20 protein-coding genes, 1 tRNA gene and 1 riboswitch are annotated in these 16,899 nt (G+C 70.0%); of the genes, 8 read left to right on the top strand and 13 right to left on the bottom strand.

Annotation, left to right across the window (positions count from 1 at the left end):
- Window positions 1–124: 124 nt before the first annotated feature.
- Genes GEV26_RS06240 through GEV26_RS06230 form a run of 3 tightly spaced genes read left to right on the top strand, consistent with a single transcriptional unit; the run spans window position 125 to window position 2,577 of the window.
- The gene (locus GEV26_RS06240; RefSeq protein WP_153652260.1) at window positions 125–697 is read left to right on the top strand and encodes a TMEM165/GDT1 family protein; all 573 of its coding nucleotides are present in this window, start codon (window positions 125–127) and stop codon (window positions 695–697) included.
- A gap of 19 nt (window positions 698–716) precedes the next feature.
- Entirely contained in the window at window positions 717–1,778 is a 1,062-nt protein-coding gene (locus GEV26_RS06235; RefSeq protein ID WP_153652259.1) for an SLC13 family permease, read from the top strand.
- A 25-nt stretch (window positions 1,779–1,803) separates the two neighbouring features.
- Window positions 1,804–2,577: a YaaA family protein gene (locus GEV26_RS06230; protein WP_153652258.1), complete on the top strand. Its 774-nt coding sequence runs from the start codon at window positions 1,804–1,806 to the stop codon at window positions 2,575–2,577.
- 16 nt (window positions 2,578–2,593) lie between these two features.
- On the opposite strand, the gene GEV26_RS06225 is transcribed toward GEV26_RS06230, so the two are convergent.
- The 7 genes from GEV26_RS06225 to GEV26_RS06195 all read right to left on the bottom strand — a co-directional run bounded on the left by GEV26_RS06225 (window position 2,594) and on the right by GEV26_RS06195 (window position 10,570).
- On the bottom strand, window positions 2,594–3,694 hold the full coding sequence (locus GEV26_RS06225; RefSeq protein WP_153652257.1) for a bifunctional RNase H/acid phosphatase: 1,101 nt from the start codon (window positions 3,692–3,694) through the stop codon (window positions 2,594–2,596).
- Complete coding sequence (locus tag GEV26_RS06220) at window positions 3,691–4,431, bottom strand: zinc ribbon domain-containing protein (protein ID WP_243838965.1); 741 nt, start codon at window positions 4,429–4,431, stop codon at window positions 3,691–3,693. Before GEV26_RS06220 ends, GEV26_RS06225 begins: the two co-directional genes overlap by 4 nt.
- Before the next feature lie 2 nt (window positions 4,432–4,433).
- Entirely contained in the window at window positions 4,434–5,261 is an 828-nt protein-coding gene (locus GEV26_RS06215; RefSeq protein WP_153652255.1) for a Nif3-like dinuclear metal center hexameric protein, read from the bottom strand.
- Window positions 5,262–5,301: 40 nt separating this feature from the next.
- Entirely contained in the window at window positions 5,302–6,312 is a 1,011-nt protein-coding gene (locus GEV26_RS06210; protein ID WP_153652254.1) for an aldo/keto reductase family protein, read from the bottom strand.
- A gap of 21 nt (window positions 6,313–6,333) precedes the next feature.
- The gene (locus tag GEV26_RS06205; RefSeq protein ID WP_153652253.1) at window positions 6,334–8,433 is read right to left on the bottom strand and encodes a RecQ family ATP-dependent DNA helicase; all 2,100 of its coding nucleotides are present in this window, start codon (window positions 8,431–8,433) and stop codon (window positions 6,334–6,336) included.
- A 222-nt stretch (window positions 8,434–8,655) separates the two neighbouring features.
- A complete protein-coding gene (locus tag GEV26_RS06200; RefSeq protein WP_153652252.1) occupies window positions 8,656–9,759 on the bottom strand; it encodes a hypothetical protein in 1,104 nt (367 codons plus the stop codon).
- A gap of 31 nt (window positions 9,760–9,790) precedes the next feature.
- Entirely contained in the window at window positions 9,791–10,570 is a 780-nt protein-coding gene (locus GEV26_RS06195) for a putative protein N(5)-glutamine methyltransferase (protein ID WP_153652251.1), read from the bottom strand.
- A 71-nt stretch (window positions 10,571–10,641) separates the two neighbouring features.
- Between GEV26_RS06195 and GEV26_RS06190 the strand changes: the two genes are divergently transcribed.
- On the top strand, window positions 10,642–11,037 hold the full coding sequence (locus GEV26_RS06190) for a hypothetical protein (RefSeq protein WP_153652250.1): 396 nt from the start codon (window positions 10,642–10,644) through the stop codon (window positions 11,035–11,037).
- A gap of 12 nt (window positions 11,038–11,049) precedes the next feature.
- On the opposite strand, the gene GEV26_RS06185 is transcribed toward GEV26_RS06190, so the two are convergent.
- On the bottom strand, window positions 11,050–11,364 hold the full coding sequence (locus GEV26_RS06185; RefSeq protein WP_153652249.1) for a DMT family transporter: 315 nt from the start codon (window positions 11,362–11,364) through the stop codon (window positions 11,050–11,052).
- Between the two features lie 12 nt (window positions 11,365–11,376).
- Window positions 11,377–11,440: riboswitch (guanidine-III (ykkC-III) riboswitch) on the bottom strand.
- A 117-nt stretch (window positions 11,441–11,557) separates the two neighbouring features.
- Here GEV26_RS06185 and GEV26_RS06180 point away from each other — a divergent pair.
- Together GEV26_RS06180 and GEV26_RS06175 are read left to right on the top strand one after the other, a co-directional pair.
- Entirely contained in the window at window positions 11,558–13,312 is a 1,755-nt protein-coding gene (locus GEV26_RS06180) for a pyruvate dehydrogenase (protein WP_153652248.1), read from the top strand.
- 68 nt (window positions 13,313–13,380) lie between these two features.
- Window positions 13,381–13,914, top strand: coding sequence for a hypothetical protein (locus GEV26_RS06175; protein WP_153652247.1), 534 nt, complete (start codon window positions 13,381–13,383; stop codon window positions 13,912–13,914).
- A gap of 421 nt (window positions 13,915–14,335) precedes the next feature.
- Here GEV26_RS06175 and GEV26_RS06170 read toward each other — a convergent pair whose 3' ends face one another.
- On the bottom strand, window positions 14,336–14,593 hold the full coding sequence (locus GEV26_RS06170; RefSeq protein WP_153652246.1) for a hypothetical protein: 258 nt from the start codon (window positions 14,591–14,593) through the stop codon (window positions 14,336–14,338).
- Window positions 14,594–14,713: 120 nt separating this feature from the next.
- Here GEV26_RS06170 and GEV26_RS06165 point away from each other — a divergent pair, with 120 nt between their 5' ends.
- Together GEV26_RS06165 and GEV26_RS06160 are read left to right on the top strand one after the other, a co-directional pair.
- A complete protein-coding gene (locus GEV26_RS06165) occupies window positions 14,714–14,932 on the top strand; it encodes a hypothetical protein (protein WP_153652245.1) in 219 nt (72 codons plus the stop codon).
- 112 nt (window positions 14,933–15,044) lie between these two features.
- The gene (locus tag GEV26_RS06160) at window positions 15,045–15,215 is read left to right on the top strand and encodes a hypothetical protein (RefSeq protein WP_153652244.1); all 171 of its coding nucleotides are present in this window, start codon (window positions 15,045–15,047) and stop codon (window positions 15,213–15,215) included.
- Between the two features lie 151 nt (window positions 15,216–15,366).
- Here the strand turns inward: GEV26_RS06160 and GEV26_RS18135 are convergent, their stop codons facing one another.
- The 4 genes from GEV26_RS18135 to GEV26_RS06145 all read right to left on the bottom strand — a co-directional run bounded on the left by GEV26_RS18135 (window position 15,367) and on the right by GEV26_RS06145 (window position 16,841).
- Window positions 15,367–15,489 carry a hypothetical protein gene (locus GEV26_RS18135; RefSeq protein WP_279586763.1) on the bottom strand — a complete coding sequence of 41 codons (123 nt, stop codon included), beginning with the start codon at window positions 15,487–15,489 and terminating at the stop codon, window positions 15,367–15,369.
- 74 nt (window positions 15,490–15,563) lie between these two features.
- Window positions 15,564–15,637: transfer RNA gene (locus tag GEV26_RS06155), tRNA-Val, on the bottom strand.
- A gap of 171 nt (window positions 15,638–15,808) precedes the next feature.
- A complete protein-coding gene (locus tag GEV26_RS06150; RefSeq protein ID WP_153652243.1) occupies window positions 15,809–16,270 on the bottom strand; it encodes a peroxiredoxin in 462 nt (153 codons plus the stop codon).
- A 184-nt stretch (window positions 16,271–16,454) separates the two neighbouring features.
- Complete coding sequence (locus GEV26_RS06145; protein WP_153652242.1) at window positions 16,455–16,841, bottom strand: DUF3052 domain-containing protein; 387 nt, start codon at window positions 16,839–16,841, stop codon at window positions 16,455–16,457.
- Between the last annotated feature and the right edge of the window lie 58 nt (window positions 16,842–16,899).

Raw genomic sequence — 16,899 nt, 5'->3', positions numbered from 1 at the left:
GTCCGGTGCAGCAGGCCACCTCGGTGGCGGACGAGACTTTCGACCAGATGTGTCATTGACGTACCTGGTCGAAGACTCGTCGTCCAGGCTCTTCGTCCAGGCGGACGAGGGGTCTTTTTCTTTCATGTACGCCTTCCTGCTGAGCACTGCCGTGATCTTCGTGGCCGAGCTCGGTGACAAGAGCCAGCTCATGGCGATGACGTTCGCGACGCGCTACAAGGTGCGCGACGTCATCATCGGCATCAGCGTGGCCACCGCGATCGTGCACCTGGCATCGGTCGGCATCGGGGCGTGGATCGGCGACAGCTTCGCAGACAGCCAGCACATCATCTCGATCGTCGCCGGCGTCGCCTTCCTGCTGTTCGCGGCGTGGACCTGGCGCGGCGACGAGCTCACCGAGGGCGAGGCGGACAAGGCGCGGCTCAGCCAGGGCGCGGCGATCCTGGCCGTCGGCGTCGCGTTCTTCCTCGCCGAGCTCGGTGACAAGACCATGCTCGCGACGATCACCCTCGCGACGCAGGAGGGCTGGCTCGGCACGTGGATCGGCAGCACGGTCGGCATGGTCGCGGCCGACGCCCTCGCGATCGGCGTCGGCGCGATCCTCGGCAAGCACCTGCCCGATCGGGCCATCAAGATCGGCGCCACGGCGGCGTTCGTCGTGTTCGGCGTGCTGCTGATCCTCGAGGGCGTGCTGTGACGATCAGTAGATTCGCGGCGTGACACACGACCTGGGCTCCCTGACGGCGATCGTCGCCTTCCTCGTCGCGATGATGGTGCTGGCCCGGGCGTGCGCGGACGAGGGACTGTTCGACGTCCTCGGCCGCCACATCGCGAGCTGGTCCCACGGCTCCGCCCACCGGTTGCTCGCGCTGGCGGTGGGCCTGGCAGCGGTGGTCACCGCGACCATGAGCCTCGACGCGACGGTCGTGCTGCTGACGCCCGTCCTGCTCGCGGCATCGGCCCGGCGCTCGTACGCCTACGCGACCGTGCGGCTCGCCAACTCCGGCTCGACCCTGCTGCCCGTCTCCAACCTGACGAACCTGCTGGTGTTCGGGTCCACGGGCCTGACCTTCCTCGGCTTCGCGTGGGCCATGCTGCCGGTCTGGGTGGTGGCGGTCGCGGCGGAGTACGTCATCCTGCGGTTCTGGTTCGCCGACGAGCTGCGGACACCTGCGCCGGCCCTCGAGGACGACTTCGCGCTCCCCCTGTTCCCCCTTGCGGTGGTCGTCGTCGTGCTGCTGGCCCTGGCCGGAGGCACCGATCCGTGGATCCCGGCGACCGCGGGCGCGATCCTCGTCGGGACGTACGCGCTCGTGAGGCGCCGGACGAGCTGGCGTGACCTGCGCGCCGCCGCGAACCTTCCCCTCGCAGCCCTGGTCCTCACGTGGGCGTTCGTGGTGTCGTGGCTCGGCTCGACGCCGGTCGGCGCGTGGTTCGACGACGCGATGCCGTCCGGGACCGGGCTCGGCTCGCTGCTGATCGTCGCGGTGGTCGCGATGATCGCGGCCAACGTCGTCAACAACCTGCCCGCGACGCTCCTGCTGCTGCCGGCAGCGGACGCCGCAGGCCCCGCCGCGGTGCTCGCGCTCCTCGTCGGCGTCAACGTCGGCGCCAACCTGACCCTGATCGGCTCGGTCGCCAACCTGCTGTGGCGTCAGGCCGGTGGCAAGGCGGTGTCGTCGGTGCGCGAGTTCCACCTGCTGGGCGTCCTCACGACGCCGCCGCTCGTGCTGCTGTGCACGGTCGTCCTGTGGGCATGGACGTCCCTGATCTGGTGAGGACCCGCCCGGCTAGGGTCGTCACGTGCTGATCCTGCTTCCCCCGTCCGAAGGCAAGACCCGGCCGGAGTCCGGATCCCCGCTCGACCTCGAGACGCTGTCCTTCCCCGCCCTGACCCCCGTGCGCGAGGTGCTGCTGCGCAGCCTCGTCAAGCTCTGCAACGGCAAGCCTGAGCATGCCGCCGAGGTGCTCGGTCTCGGTCCGACCCAGGCCGGCGCGATCGCCGTCAACGCGGCCCTGACCAACGAGCCCACGGCGCGCGCCGACGCGATCTACACCGGCGTCCTGTTCTCGGCCCTGGACCTGCCATCGCTCGACGAGGCCGCACGCGGCCGAGCGGACTCCACGATCGCGATCGCGAGCGCACTGTTCGGCCTCGTCCGCCCCGACGACCACATCCCGGCGTACCGGTTGTCCGGCACCGTCACGCTCCCCCGACTCGGCACGGTCGCGGCCCGGTGGCGCACGACCCTCCCCCAGGTCATGCAGGACGAGGTCGGCGACGGCCTGCTGGTCGACCTGCGCTCAGGCACCTACACGGCGCTCGGCAAGCCTCCGGCCGACATCACGGGACGTACGGCCACGATGCGGGTGCTCCACGAGCACCAGGGCAAGCGCAAGGTCGTCAGCCACTTCAACAAGGCCACCAAGGGACGCATCGTCCGCGGGCTGATGGAGTCGGGCGCCGATCCTCGAAGCGTCGACGAGCTCCAGGGCGTGCTGCAGGATCTGGGCTGGACGGTCGAGCGTCACGGCGGACGGCTCGACGTCGTGGTCGACGAGGTCGCGACGTCCTGACGGCGCCGGGCCAGTTCTACGGGACGATGTTGAACCCGCGCAGCGACGCGTTGCCGTCGGGCCACCACGCGACCGTCGTGATCGACGCCGGCGACAGCTCCATCTTGTAGATCGAGGCGAGGGGCGCGCCGAGCGCATGGCGCACGAGCAGCTTGATGGGCGTCACGTGGCTCACCGCGACCACCGTCTCGCCGGGATGTGCCGCCAGCAACGCCTCGCGGGTCGCGGTGATGCGCCGATCGACCTCGGCGAACGACTCCCCGCCCGGCGGCGCGACGTCGGTCGAGGCCAGCCACGCGGACATCTCCTCGGGCCAGCGCTCCTGGATCTCCGCGAACGTGTAGCCGTCCCAGTCGCCGAACGACGTCTCGGCCAGTCCGCTCTCGACGCTCACGTCCAGGCCGAGGTCGCTGCCGATCACGGCGGCGGTCTCGCGGGTGCGGAGCAGCGGTGACGTGACGATCGCGTCGACCGGACCGCGCTCGGCGATCCACGCCGCGGCTCGATCGGCCTGCTGGCGGCCCGCGTCGGTCAGGCCGTGGTCGTCGCCCGTGCTGCCGGAGAAGGCCTTGCGCTCGGTCGCGGACGTGACGCCGTGACGCACCAGCACGAGGGTCGTGGGGCGCCCACCGGCCGCGGACCATCCGGTGGACGGGGCGGACGGGGCGGCAGCGCTCGTGCCGCTGCCCGACACGACACCCGAGCCGCCGTCACGTTCGTCGTCCAGCGCGGCGTTGGCCAGCGCGTCGGCGTCCTTGTTGCGCTCGCGCGGCACCCAGGTCCAGGTGACGTCCGCGGGCGCGAGCCTGCGGGCCTTCTCGGCCAGCGGGATCATGTCGGCGTGCTTGATCCTCCACCGTCCGGCCATCTGCTCGATGACGAGCTTGGAGTCCATGCGGACCTCCAGCCGGGCGTCGGGCGTGTGCTCGCGATAGAGCTCGAGCCCTGCGATCAGCCCGGAGTACTCGGCGACGTTGTTGGTCGCCCGCCCGATCGTCTCGCCCCGCTGGGCGATGACCCGTCCGGTGCCGGCGTCACGGATCAGCGCACCGTACGACGCGGGGCCCGGATTGCCGCGTGAACCGCCGTCGGCCTCGAGGATGACCCGATCGGTCACAGGCCGGATTCGGGCGTACGCACCAGGATGCGGCTGCACTCGGGGCAGCGCAGGACGTCGTCCTCGGGCGCCGCGGCGAGCTCGCGCAGGTCGGCACCGTTGAGCTCGAGGCGGCAGCCCTCACAACGGCGAGCACGCAGCGCAGCGGCACCCGTGCCGTACTGGCCACGCAGCTTGTCGTAGAGGGTGATGAGATCGGCGGGGATGACCTCGGCGGTCGAGCCACGCTCGGACTGGGCCTCGGCGACCTGCTGGTCGATGACCTCGATCGCGGTGTCGCGTGCGGAGACCTGCTCGGCGAGCTCGGTCTTGAGGCTGTCGAGATCGGCCTGGACCGAGGCGAGCCCGGTCTGGGCGTCCTCGAGCTTCTCCATGACCTCGAGCTCATCGTCCTCGAGGGTCGAGATGCGGCGCTCGAGCGCGACGAGCTCGTGCTGGAGGCTCTCGAGGTCCTTGGGGTTCTTCACCGCGCCGGAGTTGAGCCGCTCCTCGTCGCGAGTCCGTCGCGCCTTGACCTGCTCGACCTCGGCGTCGGCCTTCTTCTGGGCACGGCTCAGATCGGAGACCTGCGTGTCGAGCTCGATGCGGGTGCCGTCGACGTCCTTGATCTGGGCCTCGAGCTCCTTGATGCGGGCATGCTCGGGAAGGTTGTTGCGGCGGTGCTGGAGCTGGCTGAGGATCGCGTCCGTGGACTGCAGCGCGAGCAGCGCGGCCTGGGCGGTGGGATCGGCTTTCACCCTCACACCGTACCCGGCACGATCGCGGTCCATGGATCGGTCACGATCGTGGAGACCTTGACCTCCACTTCTGGCAGCCGTTCTGCCAGCGCTGACGCGGCGACCGGCAGCCACGTCCACTCCGCCGACCAGTGCGGCACGTCGATCACGGCGCACGGATCGGGCTGCTCGAGATGCTCGCTGACGGGGTGGTGTCGCAGATCGGACGTCACGTAGACGTCGGCACCCTGCGCCTGCGCCGCGCCGAGCAGGAAGTCGCCCGAGCCGCCGCACAGGGCGACCGTGCGGACCGGCCGGCCGGGGTCGCCCGCGACGCGAACGGCGCTTCGGTGGGACGGCAGGCTCCGGGCGACGTGCTCGGAGAACGCCGCCAGGGTCGTGGGGCTCTGGAGGACGCCGATGCGCCCGCTGCCACGGTCGGGCTGCTCGTCGTCGGTGTCGGGCTCGAGCGGGCGGACGTCGAAGAGTCCCAGCGCGTACGCCATCGACTCCGACACGCCGAGGCGAGGACTGTCGGCGTTCGTGTGGCACGCGTGGAGCGCGATCCCGTGGGTGATGAGGTTGTGCACGACGCGACCCTTCGGCGAGGTCGCGGCGACGGAGGTCACGCCCTTGAGCCACAGCGGGTGGTGGGTCACGATGAGGTCGGCGCCCCACGCGATCGCCTCGTCGACGACGGCACTGACCGGGTCGACCGCGAGCAGCACCCGGCCGACCTCGGCCTGCGGATCGCCCGCGACGGTGCCCACCGCGTCCCAGTCGTCCGCCCACGACGGATCGTAGAGCTCGTCGAGGACCGCGACGACGTCACGCAGCAGAGGGGTAGGCATGGCCGCACTCTATCGAGCGGCCACGCCCACCCCGTGGCGATCAGGTCGGGCGGGTGTCCGGCGTCTGGCGGGCCGTGAACGACGCATCCCGGACCACTACGTCGCCCAGCGCGTCGTCGATCGCCTCCATCACGTCATCGCCCAGCACGACGCCGGACGCCTTGGCGTTGTCGGTGACCTGCTCGGGCCGTGAGGCACCGATGATCGCGGCGGCGATGTTGGGCCGGCGCAGCACCCACGCCACGGCGAGCTGCGCCATCGTGAGGTCGGCCGCGTGGGCGATCGGCTGCAGCCGCTGCACGGCCTCCAGCACGTGGTCCTTCATCCACCGGCTGATGTTCTGCGCGCCGCCCTGGTCGTCGGTGGCGCGCGAGCCCTCGGGCACGGGCTGGCCGGGCTTGTACTTGCCCGTCAGCACACCCTGGGCGATCGGCGACCAGACGATCTGGCTGAGCCCCAGCTCCTCGCTCGCCGGCACCACCTCGTCCTCGATGACCCGCCACAGCATCGAGTACTGCGGCTGGCTCGAGATCAAGGAGAAGCCGAGCTGGTGGGCCAGCTCCTGGCCATCGCGGATCTGGTCGGCGGTCCACTCCGAGACACCGATGTAGAGCGCCTTGCCGGCACGGACGACGTCGGCGAACGCCTGCATCGTCTCCTCGAGCGGGGTCTCGATGTCGTAGCGGTGGGCCTGGTAGAGGTCGACATAGTCGGTCTGCAGACGGGTCAGCGAGCCGTTGATCGACTCCATGATGTGCTTGCGCGACAGGCCCGAGTCGTTGGGCCCGCCGGGTCCGGTGGTCCAGTAGACCTTCGTGAGGATCTCCAGCGACTCACGGCGCTGGCCGGCCAGCGCACGGCCGAGGACCGACTCCGCCTTGGTGTTGGCGTAGACGTCGGCGGTGTCGAAGGTCGTGATGCCCTCGTCGAGCGCCTGCCTCACGCAGGCCGTCGCAGCGTCCTCCTCGACCTGCGAGCCGTGGGTCAGCCAGTTGCCGTAGGCGATCTCCGAGATCTTGAGACCACTGTTGCCAAGGTATCGATGCTCCATGCTGTCAACGTACCGCCGATGTCAGGCGACCACCGCGAGAGCGAGCGGGAGCACCGCCCCGGCGCCGCTGCGGCGCAGCTCGCGGGCCGCGACGGTCAGCGTCCAGCGGCTGTCGACCCGGTCGTCGATCAGGAGCACGGGCCTGCCGCCGAGCTCGCGCAGACCGTCCGCGAGGGCGGGGCCCACCGCGAACGTCCCCCACACGTCGGCGAGCCGGTAGGCACTGTTGCCGCCGGGCCCCCCGCGCGGCTCGGGACCGACCTGGTCGAGCGAGCCCAGGTCGGTGAGCCGGCCGATGCGGGCGATGCCGCGGGCCAGGGAGTCGACGAGCTGGGGGCGCGATCGCGACGGGATGCTCACGACGGCCGCGGGACGCTCGTCCCAGCCCCAGTCCTTCAGCACGCGCACGCAGGCGCCGAGCAGCTCGTCGGTGACGGGTCCGTCGGGCGCCCCGGCCGCGAACAGCTCGCGCAGCACGTTGCCCCAGCCGAGGTCGGTCAAGCGCGCGACCGCGCGACCGGGCTCGGCGCGGTCGTCGACAGGGATCTTGCCCTTGGCCTCGACGCCGAGCCGCTCGGCCCCCGAGGGCCACTGGGCGCGTGGCTCGATCTCGACGCCGACCTTGTCCAGCGTGCTGGACGCGGCCTGGGTCGCGGCGGGGTCGATGCCGGTCGGGTACCAAGGGGTCGTGCAGTTGTCGCAGCGACCGCACGGCGACGCGGTCGGGTCGTCGAGGTCTCGCTGCAGCATCTCCATACGGCACGTGGTGTCGCGCTGGTAGGTGAGCATCGACTGCTGCTCGGCGTCGCGGGCCGCGGCGATGCGCTCATAGCGCTCGCGGTCGTACGTCCACGGGACGCCGGTCGCGACCCAGCCGCCCTGCACGCGGCGGACCGCACCGTCGACGTCGAGCACCTTGAGCAGCAGCTCGAGCGGCGAACGGCGCAGGTTGACCCTGGCCTCCAGAGCGGGCGTCGAGAGCGTCTCGTCGCCCAGCGCGTCGATCACGGCCGCCGCACGTTCCTCGCTCGGCATCGAGGACGTCGCGAAGTAGGTCCAGATGTCGCGGTCCTCGCGGCCGGGCAGCAGCAGCACGTCGGCGTTGTCGGTGGCGCGGCCCGCACGGCCGACCTGCTGGTAGTACGCGACCGGCGACGACGGTGCCCCGAGGTGGATCACGAAACCGAGATCGGGCTTGTCGAACCCCATGCCGAGGGCGCTGGTCGCCACGAGCGCCTTGATCTCGTTGTCCTTGAGCTGGCGCTCGAGCTCCTCGCGCTGCTCGGGATCGGTGCGGCCGGTGTAGGCGCGCACCGCGTGGCCGCCCTCGCGCAGCAGCCGCGCGGTGTCCTCGGCGTTCGAGACCGTCAGCGCGTAGATGATGCCGCTGCCGGGCAGCTCGGCCAGGTGGCTGAGCAACCAGCCGAGCCGGTCGCGCGCGCCGGGCAGCTCGAGGACGCCGAGTCGCAGCGACGTACGCGCCAGGGAGCCGCGGATCGTCAGCACCTCGCCCTCGGCCCCCAGCTGCTCCGCGACGTCGGTCACCACGCGGGCGTTGGCCGTCGCGGTCGTCGCCAGCACCGGCAGGTCGTCGGGCAGCTTGGCGATGAGCTCGGCGAGCCGGCGGTAGTCGGGACGGAAGTCGTGGCCCCAGTCAGAGATGCAGTGGGCCTCGTCGACGACCAGCATGCCCATGCGCTCGACCAGGGCCGGCAGCTGCTCGTCACGGAAGCGGGGGTTGTTGAGCCGCTCGGGAGAGACGAGCAGGATGTCGACCTCGTCGGCCGCCAGCTTGGCCCGGGTCTCCTCCCACTCGTGCGGGTTGGCCGAGTTGATCGCCACGGCCCGCACCCCGGCGCGGGCGGCTGCCGCGACCTGGTCGCGCATCAGGGCGAGCAGGGGCGACACCAGCAGCGTCGGGCCCGCCCCGCGCTGACGCAGCAGCAGGGTGGAGATGAAGTAGACCGCGGACTTGCCCCAGCCGGTGCGCTGCACGACCAGCGCGCGCCGGTGACCGTCCACCAGCGCCTCGATCGCCTCCAGCTGGCCGTCGTGGAAGACCGCGTCGTCCCGCCCGGTCAGGCGTCGCAGAGCGGTCGTGGCGTCGGCTTCGGTGGTCATGCCGCCATCGTGTCAGGCGCCCCCGACACGCCCCCGCCTCGCCCTGCCGCCCCGCCCGCGGGCGGTCGCCCTGCCGCGGTTTCCCAGGAGAACCCCGGAATTGTCGGAGGTTCGGGGCCTGACCCCGAAAGCCGGCACCTCACCCTTGTTGCGACGGACGCCAGGCGTCGGTTTCCGGGGTTCTCCTGGGAATCCGCGAGCGAGGGCGAGCGGGCGGGGGGGTCAGAGCAGCTTGACGAGGTCGTTGCCGGTGACCGTGTCGCCGTCGCGGTGCGTCACCATCGCGTACCCGTGGCCCATCAGGTTCCAATCGTTTTGGGACCGGGACGTCTCGTACATCGTCGACGTCGCGAGCTCCACCGCGTAGATCCTCGGGTCGCCGTCCGGGTCCGTCACGAACGAGGCCCAGCCGTCCTCGAGCTCGACGTAGCCGACGTGGGCGCCGAACGGTCCGAGGCGGGTGTCGATGTCGGTGCCCTTGAGGCGGACCACGACGCCCTCATCGGTCCTGTCGCAGGTGAGCAGGACGCCGAACCGGAAGCGCTGGCACTCGTCGTCGCCGGGGGCCAGCTGCCGCGTCCTGCCCGTCGCGGCATCGCGATACATCAGGGCGTCCTTGCCCTGCACGTAGCTGAACCCGTCCTCGTCGGCGTCGGGATCGTTGGCCGTGGGCACCAGCACCTCCAGCGGCCTCGAACCGTCGAGCGGGGCGCTGAGCACCGCACTCCCCTTTCCGCCCCTGTTCGTCGACCCGATGCCCATCACCACGTCGCCGCCGAGGATCTCGGGGCGACCGTCGTAGTCGAGGAAGGAGTCCTCACCGGCGACCTCGTCCTCGTACGATCCGAGGACGCGCAGCTTCTGCGTCGCGCGCTCGTACGAGTACAGCGTCCACTCCCCACTGCCGGCCTGCACGGACGCGGACTCGAGCCAGGTGACCCACTCGTCATCGGCGTCGGCGCCCGTCATCTGGGTGGTGGTGCCGGAGGTCCTGGGGGGCGTCAGGTGCGTGACCTTGCCCGCCAGGTCGATCAGGACCGGCTGGGAGTACGAGTCGACTTCCGCCATGCTGCCAGGAGCGACCTTCGGGGCCGGGACGACGATCTCGCCGTAGACGGTGCCCCTGGCGTCCGCACCCAGCCAGAAGGTCCTGTTGCCGTCGATCGAGGCGGGCAGGGTGGCGACCAGCTCGACGTCCCGGCCGTCCTTCAGCGCAGCAGCGGACTGCGCGGGGATGACCCTCGTGCGCGGAGACGCCGTCCTCGGCGCGGGGTCCTCGATCCCGGAGGCGCAGCCCGCGACCAGGAGGGCGAGGAGCACTGACACCCCGGGAGCCAACCTCATTCGAGACATGATGTCATCGCGCCCATCCGATGGCAACGGATCCATCGATGACCGCATCGGTCACGACCCTCGACGCGAGCGCTCCGGTCGCCATCGCCGCAGTCGTCAGCGCAGCCTGCCGCGGGCTCGTCTCGATGAGGAGATGGCCGCCCGGTGCCAGCCACGTGAGCGCGTGCGCGGCGACGCGTCGATGCAGGTCCACACCGTCCCCTCCCCCGTCCAGCGCGGCCAGGGGCTCGTGCTCACGCGCCTCGGGCGGCATGGTGGAGATCGCCGCGGTCGGCACGTACGGCGCATTGACCACGAGCAGGTCCACGGCACCCTGCAGCGTCCCGGGCAGCGCGTCGAACAGGTCGCCCTGGTGGACCGCGGCGCCGAGCGGCTCGAGGTTGCGGCGGGCGCAGCGTACGGCCGCCGGATCGATGTCGGCCGCGTGGAGCTCGATGCCGTCGACCCGGGCGTGCAGCGCGAGTCCCACGGCGCCGGTGCCGCAGCACAGGTCCACCACGACGGCCCCGGGCCCGATGAGGCGTGCGCCCTGGTCGACCAGGACTCCCGTGCGGGTGCGGGGCACGAAGACACCGGGCTCGACGACCACACGGTGGCCGCAGAACTCGGCCCAGCCGACGACGACCTCGAGCGGCTCCCCCGCGACCCGCCGGCGGACCATCGACTCCAGGTCGTCCTGCGAGCCGGCGGCAGCGCGGAGCACGGCGGCCTCGTCCTCGGCGTACACACTGCCGGCGGCGCGCAACCGGGCGACCACGTCGGACACGTCGAAGACCTCGACCATGGCGCCATCGTGCCAGACCCGGCCGGCCCGGATGCCTTGTCGGGCGTGCCGTCTGTGAGCCAGAGTGGGGCATGGCCCGATGGACGTTCCCCGCGTGGTTGGTCGCCGGCGCCGCCGTGCTCGCGCTGTCGGGGTGCTCGTCGGATGCAGACCAGGACGCGCGAGTCTTCCAGGACGAGCGTCTCGTCTGCGACCACGACTTCTCCTCCGACGAGGACAAGGACACCGTGGAGCGGATCGGCGGACTCGTCACCGACGACTTCGTCGTCAAGCTCACCGAGAGCACGCGACTCGGCGTCGTGGCGCTCGTCGAGGGCGATGCGCGCAAGGCATTCGAGGAGCTCAACGGCACGTACGGGGTCGCGGTCGTGGCGCCCCTGGAGGACGACGGGGCGCGCACCGTCTCGGGACTGACCCAGGTGCGCGAGCTCGTCGACGACGCCTGCGACGGATCCGAGCCGCGCTGACACACCGTCCGGTCAGTGCGCGAGCTTGAGCCCCACGACGCACGCCACGATCCCGGCGAGGAGCAGGATCTTGACCAGGCTCACGGTCTCCTGCCCGGTGGCCATCGCGACGCAGACCGTGACCGTCGCACCGATCCCGACCCACACCGCGTACGCCGTGCCGGTCGGCAGGTCACGCATCGCGACGGCGAGGCCGATCATGCTCAGCACCAGCCCGACACCGAAAACAATCGTCGGGGTGACCCGAGTCAATCCGTCGGATCGGCCGAGGGCCGTGGCCCACACACCTTCGAGAAGACCCGAGACGATCAGAACGGCCCATGCCATGACGAAAACCTCCACGCGCCGTCTTGTCGCTGGCCGGGTACGGCGCACCTCGTCCGGGTGCCTGTGGTGGCTCCCCCAGTCTCTCACCCCTGCGCTGAGCGCGCTGATGCCAGATCCTTGGCCTCCGGCACATACTGAGACGGGGCGTCCCGGCCCGTGAACGAGGAGACGACATGACCACGGATTCACACCGATGAGCTCGAGCACCGTCGCCGGACAGCTGGTCGAGTATCTCGTCGAGGCAGGTGTCCGCCGGATCTACGGGATCGTGGGCGACAGCCTCAACCCCGTCGTCGACGAGGTCCGTCGCACCGGCGGATCGGCCAAGGGCGGGATCGACTGGATCCACGTCCGGCACGAGGAGGCCGCAGCGTTCGCTGCCTCGGCGGACGCCCAGCTGACCGGCGAGCTCGCCGTCTGCGCGGGGTCCTGCGGCCCGGGCAACCTGCACCTCATCAACGGTCTCTACGACGCGCACCGTTCCGGCGCCCCCGTCCTGGCGATCGCCTCGCACATCCCGAGCAACGAGATCGGCTCGGGATACTTCCAGGAGACCCACCCCGACCGGATCTTCGGCGAGTGCTCGACGTTCAACGAGCTGGTCCTGACCGCCGAGCAGGCACCGCGGATGTTCCGCGCCGCGATCCGCTCAGCGACCGCCGGCCACGGCGTCTCCGTCGTGACCCTGCCCGGCGACATCGCCGAGCTGCCCGCAGTCGGCGACATCGTCCCGCTGCTGCTCCCCGACCCGCCCACGATCGTCCCCGACCAGGCCTCTGTCGAACGCCTCGCCGAGGCGATCAACCGGGCCGAGCGGGTCGCGATCTTCGCCGGGTACGGGGTGCGTGGCGCGCACGACGAGGTCATCGCCCTGGCCGAGCAGATCGGTGCCCCGATCGGCCACTCGCTGCGCGGCAAGGAGTTCATCCAGTACGACAACCCGTACGACGTCGGCATGACCGGGCTCCTCGGCTACGGCGCCGCCCACGCAGGGATGCACGACGCCGACCTGCTGGTGATGCTCGGCACCGACTTCCCGTACTCGCAGTTCCTGCCGGGCGACGTGACCACCGCACAGGTGGACGTCAACGCCGGCGTCATCGGACGCCGTACCCGTGTCGACGTGCCGGTGCACGGCGACGTGCTGGCGACCCTGCGGGCGCTCGCGCCGCTCGTGGAGCGCAAGGACGACCGCAGCTTCCTCGAGCGGTGGCTCGGCAAGCACGACAAGATGATGCACCGCGTCGTCGGCGCGTACACCCGGTCGGCCGACACCCTCGTGCCCATCCACCCCGAGTACGCCGCGTCGATCCTCGACGAGGTCGCGGCGGACGACGCGATCTTCACGACCGACACCGGCATGTGCAACGTGTGGACCGCGCGCTACATCAACCCGACGGGACAGCGCCGCTTCATCGCCTCGATGCTCCACGGCTCGATGGCCAATGCGCTCCCTCACGCGGTCGGCGCGCAGATGTCCCACCCGGGACGGCAGGTCGTGTCCATCTCCGGCGACGGCGGCCTGTCGATGATGCTGTCCGAGCTGCTGACGGTCGCGATGTACAAGCTCCCGGTCAAGATCGTCCTGTTCGACAACTCGACGCTGGGCATGGTCAAGGCCGAGATGCTGGTCGACGGCCTGCCCGACTTCGGCGTCGACGTCCCGCCGGTCGACTACACCGCGATCGCTGCCGCTGCCGGCATCCACTCCCAGCGGGTGGAGGACCCCAGCGCGATCCGAGAGGCGCTCGAGACCGCCTTCGCGGTGGACGGCCCCGCGCTCGTCCAGCTCGTCACCGACCCGATGGCGCTGTCGATCCCGCCCACGGTCACCGGCGAGCAGGTGCGCGGGTTCGCGATGGCGCTGAGCAAGGTCGTGCTCAACGGCGGCGTGGGCGAGGCGCTGCAGATGGCCCGCTCCAATCTGCGCAACGTCCCGCGTCCCTGACGCCCGGTCCTGGATCGTGATCGGCGATTCACAGCCGGATCAGGCGGTGCGGGGCTACCGTCAGGCCCATGAGAAGAGCCGGGATCCTGGTCGGGGCCGTCGCGTTGACCGCGCTCGCCGCATGCAGTGACAACGACGCCGGGACCGAGCCGAAGTCGGCGTCGAACCCGGTTGCCGCATCGACGAGCCCCAGCGGCCCGCCCTCTGCTCCCAGCGACGGCAGGACCCACACGTTCCGCGTGACGATCCGTGACGTCCGCGGGGTCAACGAGTACAGGGCGGGAGAGACTCGATGCCTCTCGAACGCGCCGAAGGAGTTCCCTCATCGCCTCGTCGTCGGCGGGCCGGACGGTGACAACGGGATCACCACGTTGAAGTCGTTCGAGATCCCCTTCGAGGCACAGCTGAGCATGGGCGCGTGCGAGTCCAAGATGACCATCACCGTCCCGTACGCCCCGCGCTACACGATGGACATCGGCAGGGAGGGGTCGGGCATCGCCGGTCCCGACGTCCCGGAGCCCACTTGGGTGACCACCAAGGGCACCAGCCAGGACGTCACCGTCGTCTCCCAGGTCGTCACGATCGTCAAATCAGACTCTTGAGCGGCCAGGGCAATGCTGAGACGGTCTGCAAGCCCGCAGGTCACTTCCTCCAGCTGCGTCCGTACAAGCTGCCCATCGCATTGACGACGATGTAAATGAACGCAACAGCTGCTGCGAGAGCTGCGAATGCCAGCACCGCCTGGATCAAGCTGCCCAGCCTCGTGTCTGACGCGAGACGCGCCAGCGCTGCCACAGCGAGACCGCCCACCCCGAAGAACGTCAAGAATCGGGCCCACGACCACTCCCGGGACGTCGTTCCCGCCCCATCTCCTCTACGCATGCTCTCGGCCATCCTGACCCCGACGTTCGGTGCCACGAACAAGCAGGCTGAACGCAGAAATCCGGCAGTTCACCCCGCGAGCAACCTGATCCGGATGCCAGGTTTCGGGGTTCTCCTGGGAAAGTCCGCCGGCGGCGAGGGTCATTCCGGCACCGAGCCGTCACTGTCCGGCTCGTAGTCGGGATTCTGCCGGAGCCACTCGCTGATGTCCTTGTCCTCGCCCGCCCTGATCCATCCCTGCGCGATCAGGTGCTGGAACCAAGAGAAGACCGCCAACATGACGATGCCTGCCACCAAGCCCCAACGGCCCGTCACCGCGCAGTACCCCGCTGCGACGACCAGGGCCGCGACCGACAGCGGGTAGAAGAACACGCTCTGTCGGGCCATGTAGGACAGCATCCGCCGATCCTACGATGGGATAGGCATTCGCGAGAGGTTGTTCTTATCACCGCGCATAGAGGTGATGAGCGTTACACTGGCCACCCAACCGCCGCACGTCTCTCGCGTGAGGAACCAATCATGTTCATGTGGATTCTGGTCGCCGCCGTCGCCGTCCTGCTCGTTGGTTGCTTCGCCTGGGCCGCTTACCGGGCGGTCAAGCGACCGTCTTACTGGGACGGCCGCACCCGCGAGGAGATCGCCTCGATCAGGTCCGCTCAGGCCGCGTCCAGGGCCAGCTTCCACGGCGCGGCGGGCACCGAGTCCAAGATCAACCCCTTCGGCGGCGGAGGCGTGTGAACGCCCAGCCCGAACATGTCATGACGATCGTCGTCCGATAGACCCCGGACGACGTTCACCGCGTGCCGAGACCGCGCGCGGATTGTTCTGGGGCCTCTTCGGCATCCAGTGGGTGACCGCCATGGTGCTGGTCAGGTGGCTGGACTTGGAGTTCCTCGACCACGGGTGGTGGCTCGTGCTGAGGTACACGATCTCGTTGGCCCTCGCCATCGCCGGCGGCATTTGGGCCTGGGAGACCTACCAGCGCCGCAAGAGGGTGGGACGCCGCGAAGCGACGCGGTGATCTAACAGGCGGGCTGCCACCGCAGCGCAGTTTCCCAGGAGAACCCAGGAATCCGACACCTCACCCCGCGCGCAACCTGTGTCGGGTGCCAGGTTTCGGGGTTCTCCTGGGAATCCCCGCCTCCACCGCCGGGCCGCTACGGGCTTGCGGCTCACTTCGGCACCGAGTCGTCGTCCCCCGGATCGTAGTCGGGATGCTGCGCCGCAGCGACGACCAGGACCGCGACCGACACCGGATGGAAGAACACACTCTGCCGGGCCAGGCAGGACAGCATCAGCCGATGCTACGAGGGGCCGGGCATCCGCGAGGCGGTATCCGCGCGGAGCCGTTCTCGGCGACGTTCGACGGTGGGCGAAGAGGGACTCGAACCCCCGACCTTCCGGGTGTAAACCGGATGCTCTAACCAACTGAGCTATTCGCCCTCAGGACCAGCGGAAGACTACCCCAGCCGGCGCAGCCGAACCCATCAGCGGGGTCGGGCCCGGACGCAAGCGGCGGCTGCCAAGGTCTCGGGTCCCTGGCAGCCGCAGCACGCTCATCATGGTCCATCCGACCATCGGGCCGCAGCCGATTAGACGGACTGGGACGAATGTCTAGGACAGGTCGGCCAGAGCCGCACGGTAGGCGCCGAAGTCGCGCGCGTCGCCGATGCCGTTGACGACCTGCCAGCGCAGGATGCCGTCGCGATCGATCACGAACGTGCCGCGGTTCGGGGCGCCCGCGCCGTCGTTGAACGTGCCGTACGCGCGCGAGACCTCACCGTGCGGCCAGAAGTCGCTGAGGATCGAGAACTCGTAGCCGTCGCGGTCCGCGAAGGCCCGATTGGAGAAGAAGTGGTCGCACGAGACCGCCAGCACCTCGGCGTCATCGGTCTCGAACGCGCTGAGGTTGTCGCGGATCTCGCACAGCTCGCCGGTGCAGATGCCGCTGAACGCGAACGGGAAGAACACCAGGACGACGTTCTTCTCACCGCGGAACGACGACAGCGAGACGTCCTCGCCGTGCTGGTTCTTGAGCGTGAAGTCGGGGGCGGAGTCGCCGATCGTGAGAGTCATGGCGACAGCGTACGAGAGGTCGTCGCGTTCGGCGTGATGAGTTGGGGTTGGGTTTGGGTTGGGCTAGCCCTTTAGGGGTTGGGCGAGCCCTTCCCCCCACCACGCCTCGCGGCTGGCGGCTTCGCCGCGAACGCTCACGCTTCGCTGGCGCGCCTCGGCGCTCCCTCGCTGCGCTCGCTCGGCCTCAGCGCTTGTGCGCGGTGAGCTTGGTGGCGGCCCAGTCGGCCGTGGCTGAGGACGTCGTCGTGACCGAGAGGCCGGCGATCTCCGCCGCCTCGACCACGTCGGCGCCCGGCACGTAGTTGTCGCGCCCCACCTTCGGCGTCAGCAGCCAGACCGAGCCACCCTCGACCAGGTCGGCGAGCGAGTCGACGAGCGCATCGGTGAGATCACCGTCGCCGTCGCGCCACCACAGGATCACACCTTCGACATCGTCGCCGTGCTCGCCGTCCACCAGGTTGTTGCCGGTGTGACGCTCGATCTCGACCCGAAGCTCTTCATCGACGTCCTCATCCCAGCCAAGTTCCTGGATGACGGTGTCAGGATCGAAGCCCAGCTTGCCCGCGTCCACCGGTATGTCTCCTCAAGTTCGACGAAAACCTACTCAAAAGTAGGTTGATCAGCAACGT

It is taken from the genome of Aeromicrobium yanjiei (assembly GCF_009649075.1).
GTDB lineage: Bacteria > Actinomycetota > Actinomycetes > Propionibacteriales > Nocardioidaceae > Aeromicrobium > Aeromicrobium yanjiei.
Note: the sequence above shows the minus strand (reverse complement) of the source record. Positions and strands in the feature narration are given on the sequence as shown.

Excerpts from the sequence above, each read along its gene's own strand:
- GEV26_RS06205 (WP_153652253.1), bottom strand. The coding sequence starts at position 8,433 with ATGACCACCGAAGCCGACGCCACGACCGCTCTGCGACGCCTGACCGGG.
- GEV26_RS06210 (WP_153652254.1), bottom strand. The coding sequence starts at position 6,312 with ATGGAGCATCGATACCTTGGCAACAGTGGTCTCAAGATCTCGGAGATC.
- GEV26_RS06215 (WP_153652255.1), bottom strand. The coding sequence starts at position 5,261 with ATGCCTACCCCTCTGCTGCGTGACGTCGTCGCGGTCCTCGACGAGCTC.
- GEV26_RS06180 (WP_153652248.1), top strand. The coding sequence starts at position 11,558 with ATGAGCTCGAGCACCGTCGCCGGACAGCTGGTCGAGTATCTCGTCGAG.
- GEV26_RS18135 (WP_279586763.1), bottom strand. The coding sequence starts at position 15,489 with ATGCTGTCCTGCCTGGCCCGGCAGAGTGTGTTCTTCCATCCGGTGTCG.
- GEV26_RS06150 (WP_153652243.1), bottom strand. The coding sequence starts at position 16,270 with ATGACTCTCACGATCGGCGACTCCGCCCCCGACTTCACGCTCAAGAAC.
- GEV26_RS06175 (WP_153652247.1), top strand. The coding sequence starts at position 13,381 with ATGAGAAGAGCCGGGATCCTGGTCGGGGCCGTCGCGTTGACCGCGCTC.
- GEV26_RS06240 (WP_153652260.1), top strand. The coding sequence starts at position 125 with ATGTACGCCTTCCTGCTGAGCACTGCCGTGATCTTCGTGGCCGAGCTC.
- GEV26_RS06165 (WP_153652245.1), top strand. The coding sequence starts at position 14,714 with ATGTTCATGTGGATTCTGGTCGCCGCCGTCGCCGTCCTGCTCGTTGGT.
- GEV26_RS06170 (WP_153652246.1), bottom strand. The coding sequence starts at position 14,593 with ATGCTGTCCTACATGGCCCGACAGAGCGTGTTCTTCTACCCGCTGTCG.
- GEV26_RS06185 (WP_153652249.1), bottom strand. The coding sequence starts at position 11,364 with ATGGCATGGGCCGTTCTGATCGTCTCGGGTCTTCTCGAAGGTGTGTGG.
- GEV26_RS06190 (WP_153652250.1), top strand. The coding sequence starts at position 10,642 with ATGGCCCGATGGACGTTCCCCGCGTGGTTGGTCGCCGGCGCCGCCGTG.
- GEV26_RS06195 (WP_153652251.1), bottom strand. The coding sequence starts at position 10,570 with ATGGTCGAGGTCTTCGACGTGTCCGACGTGGTCGCCCGGTTGCGCGCC.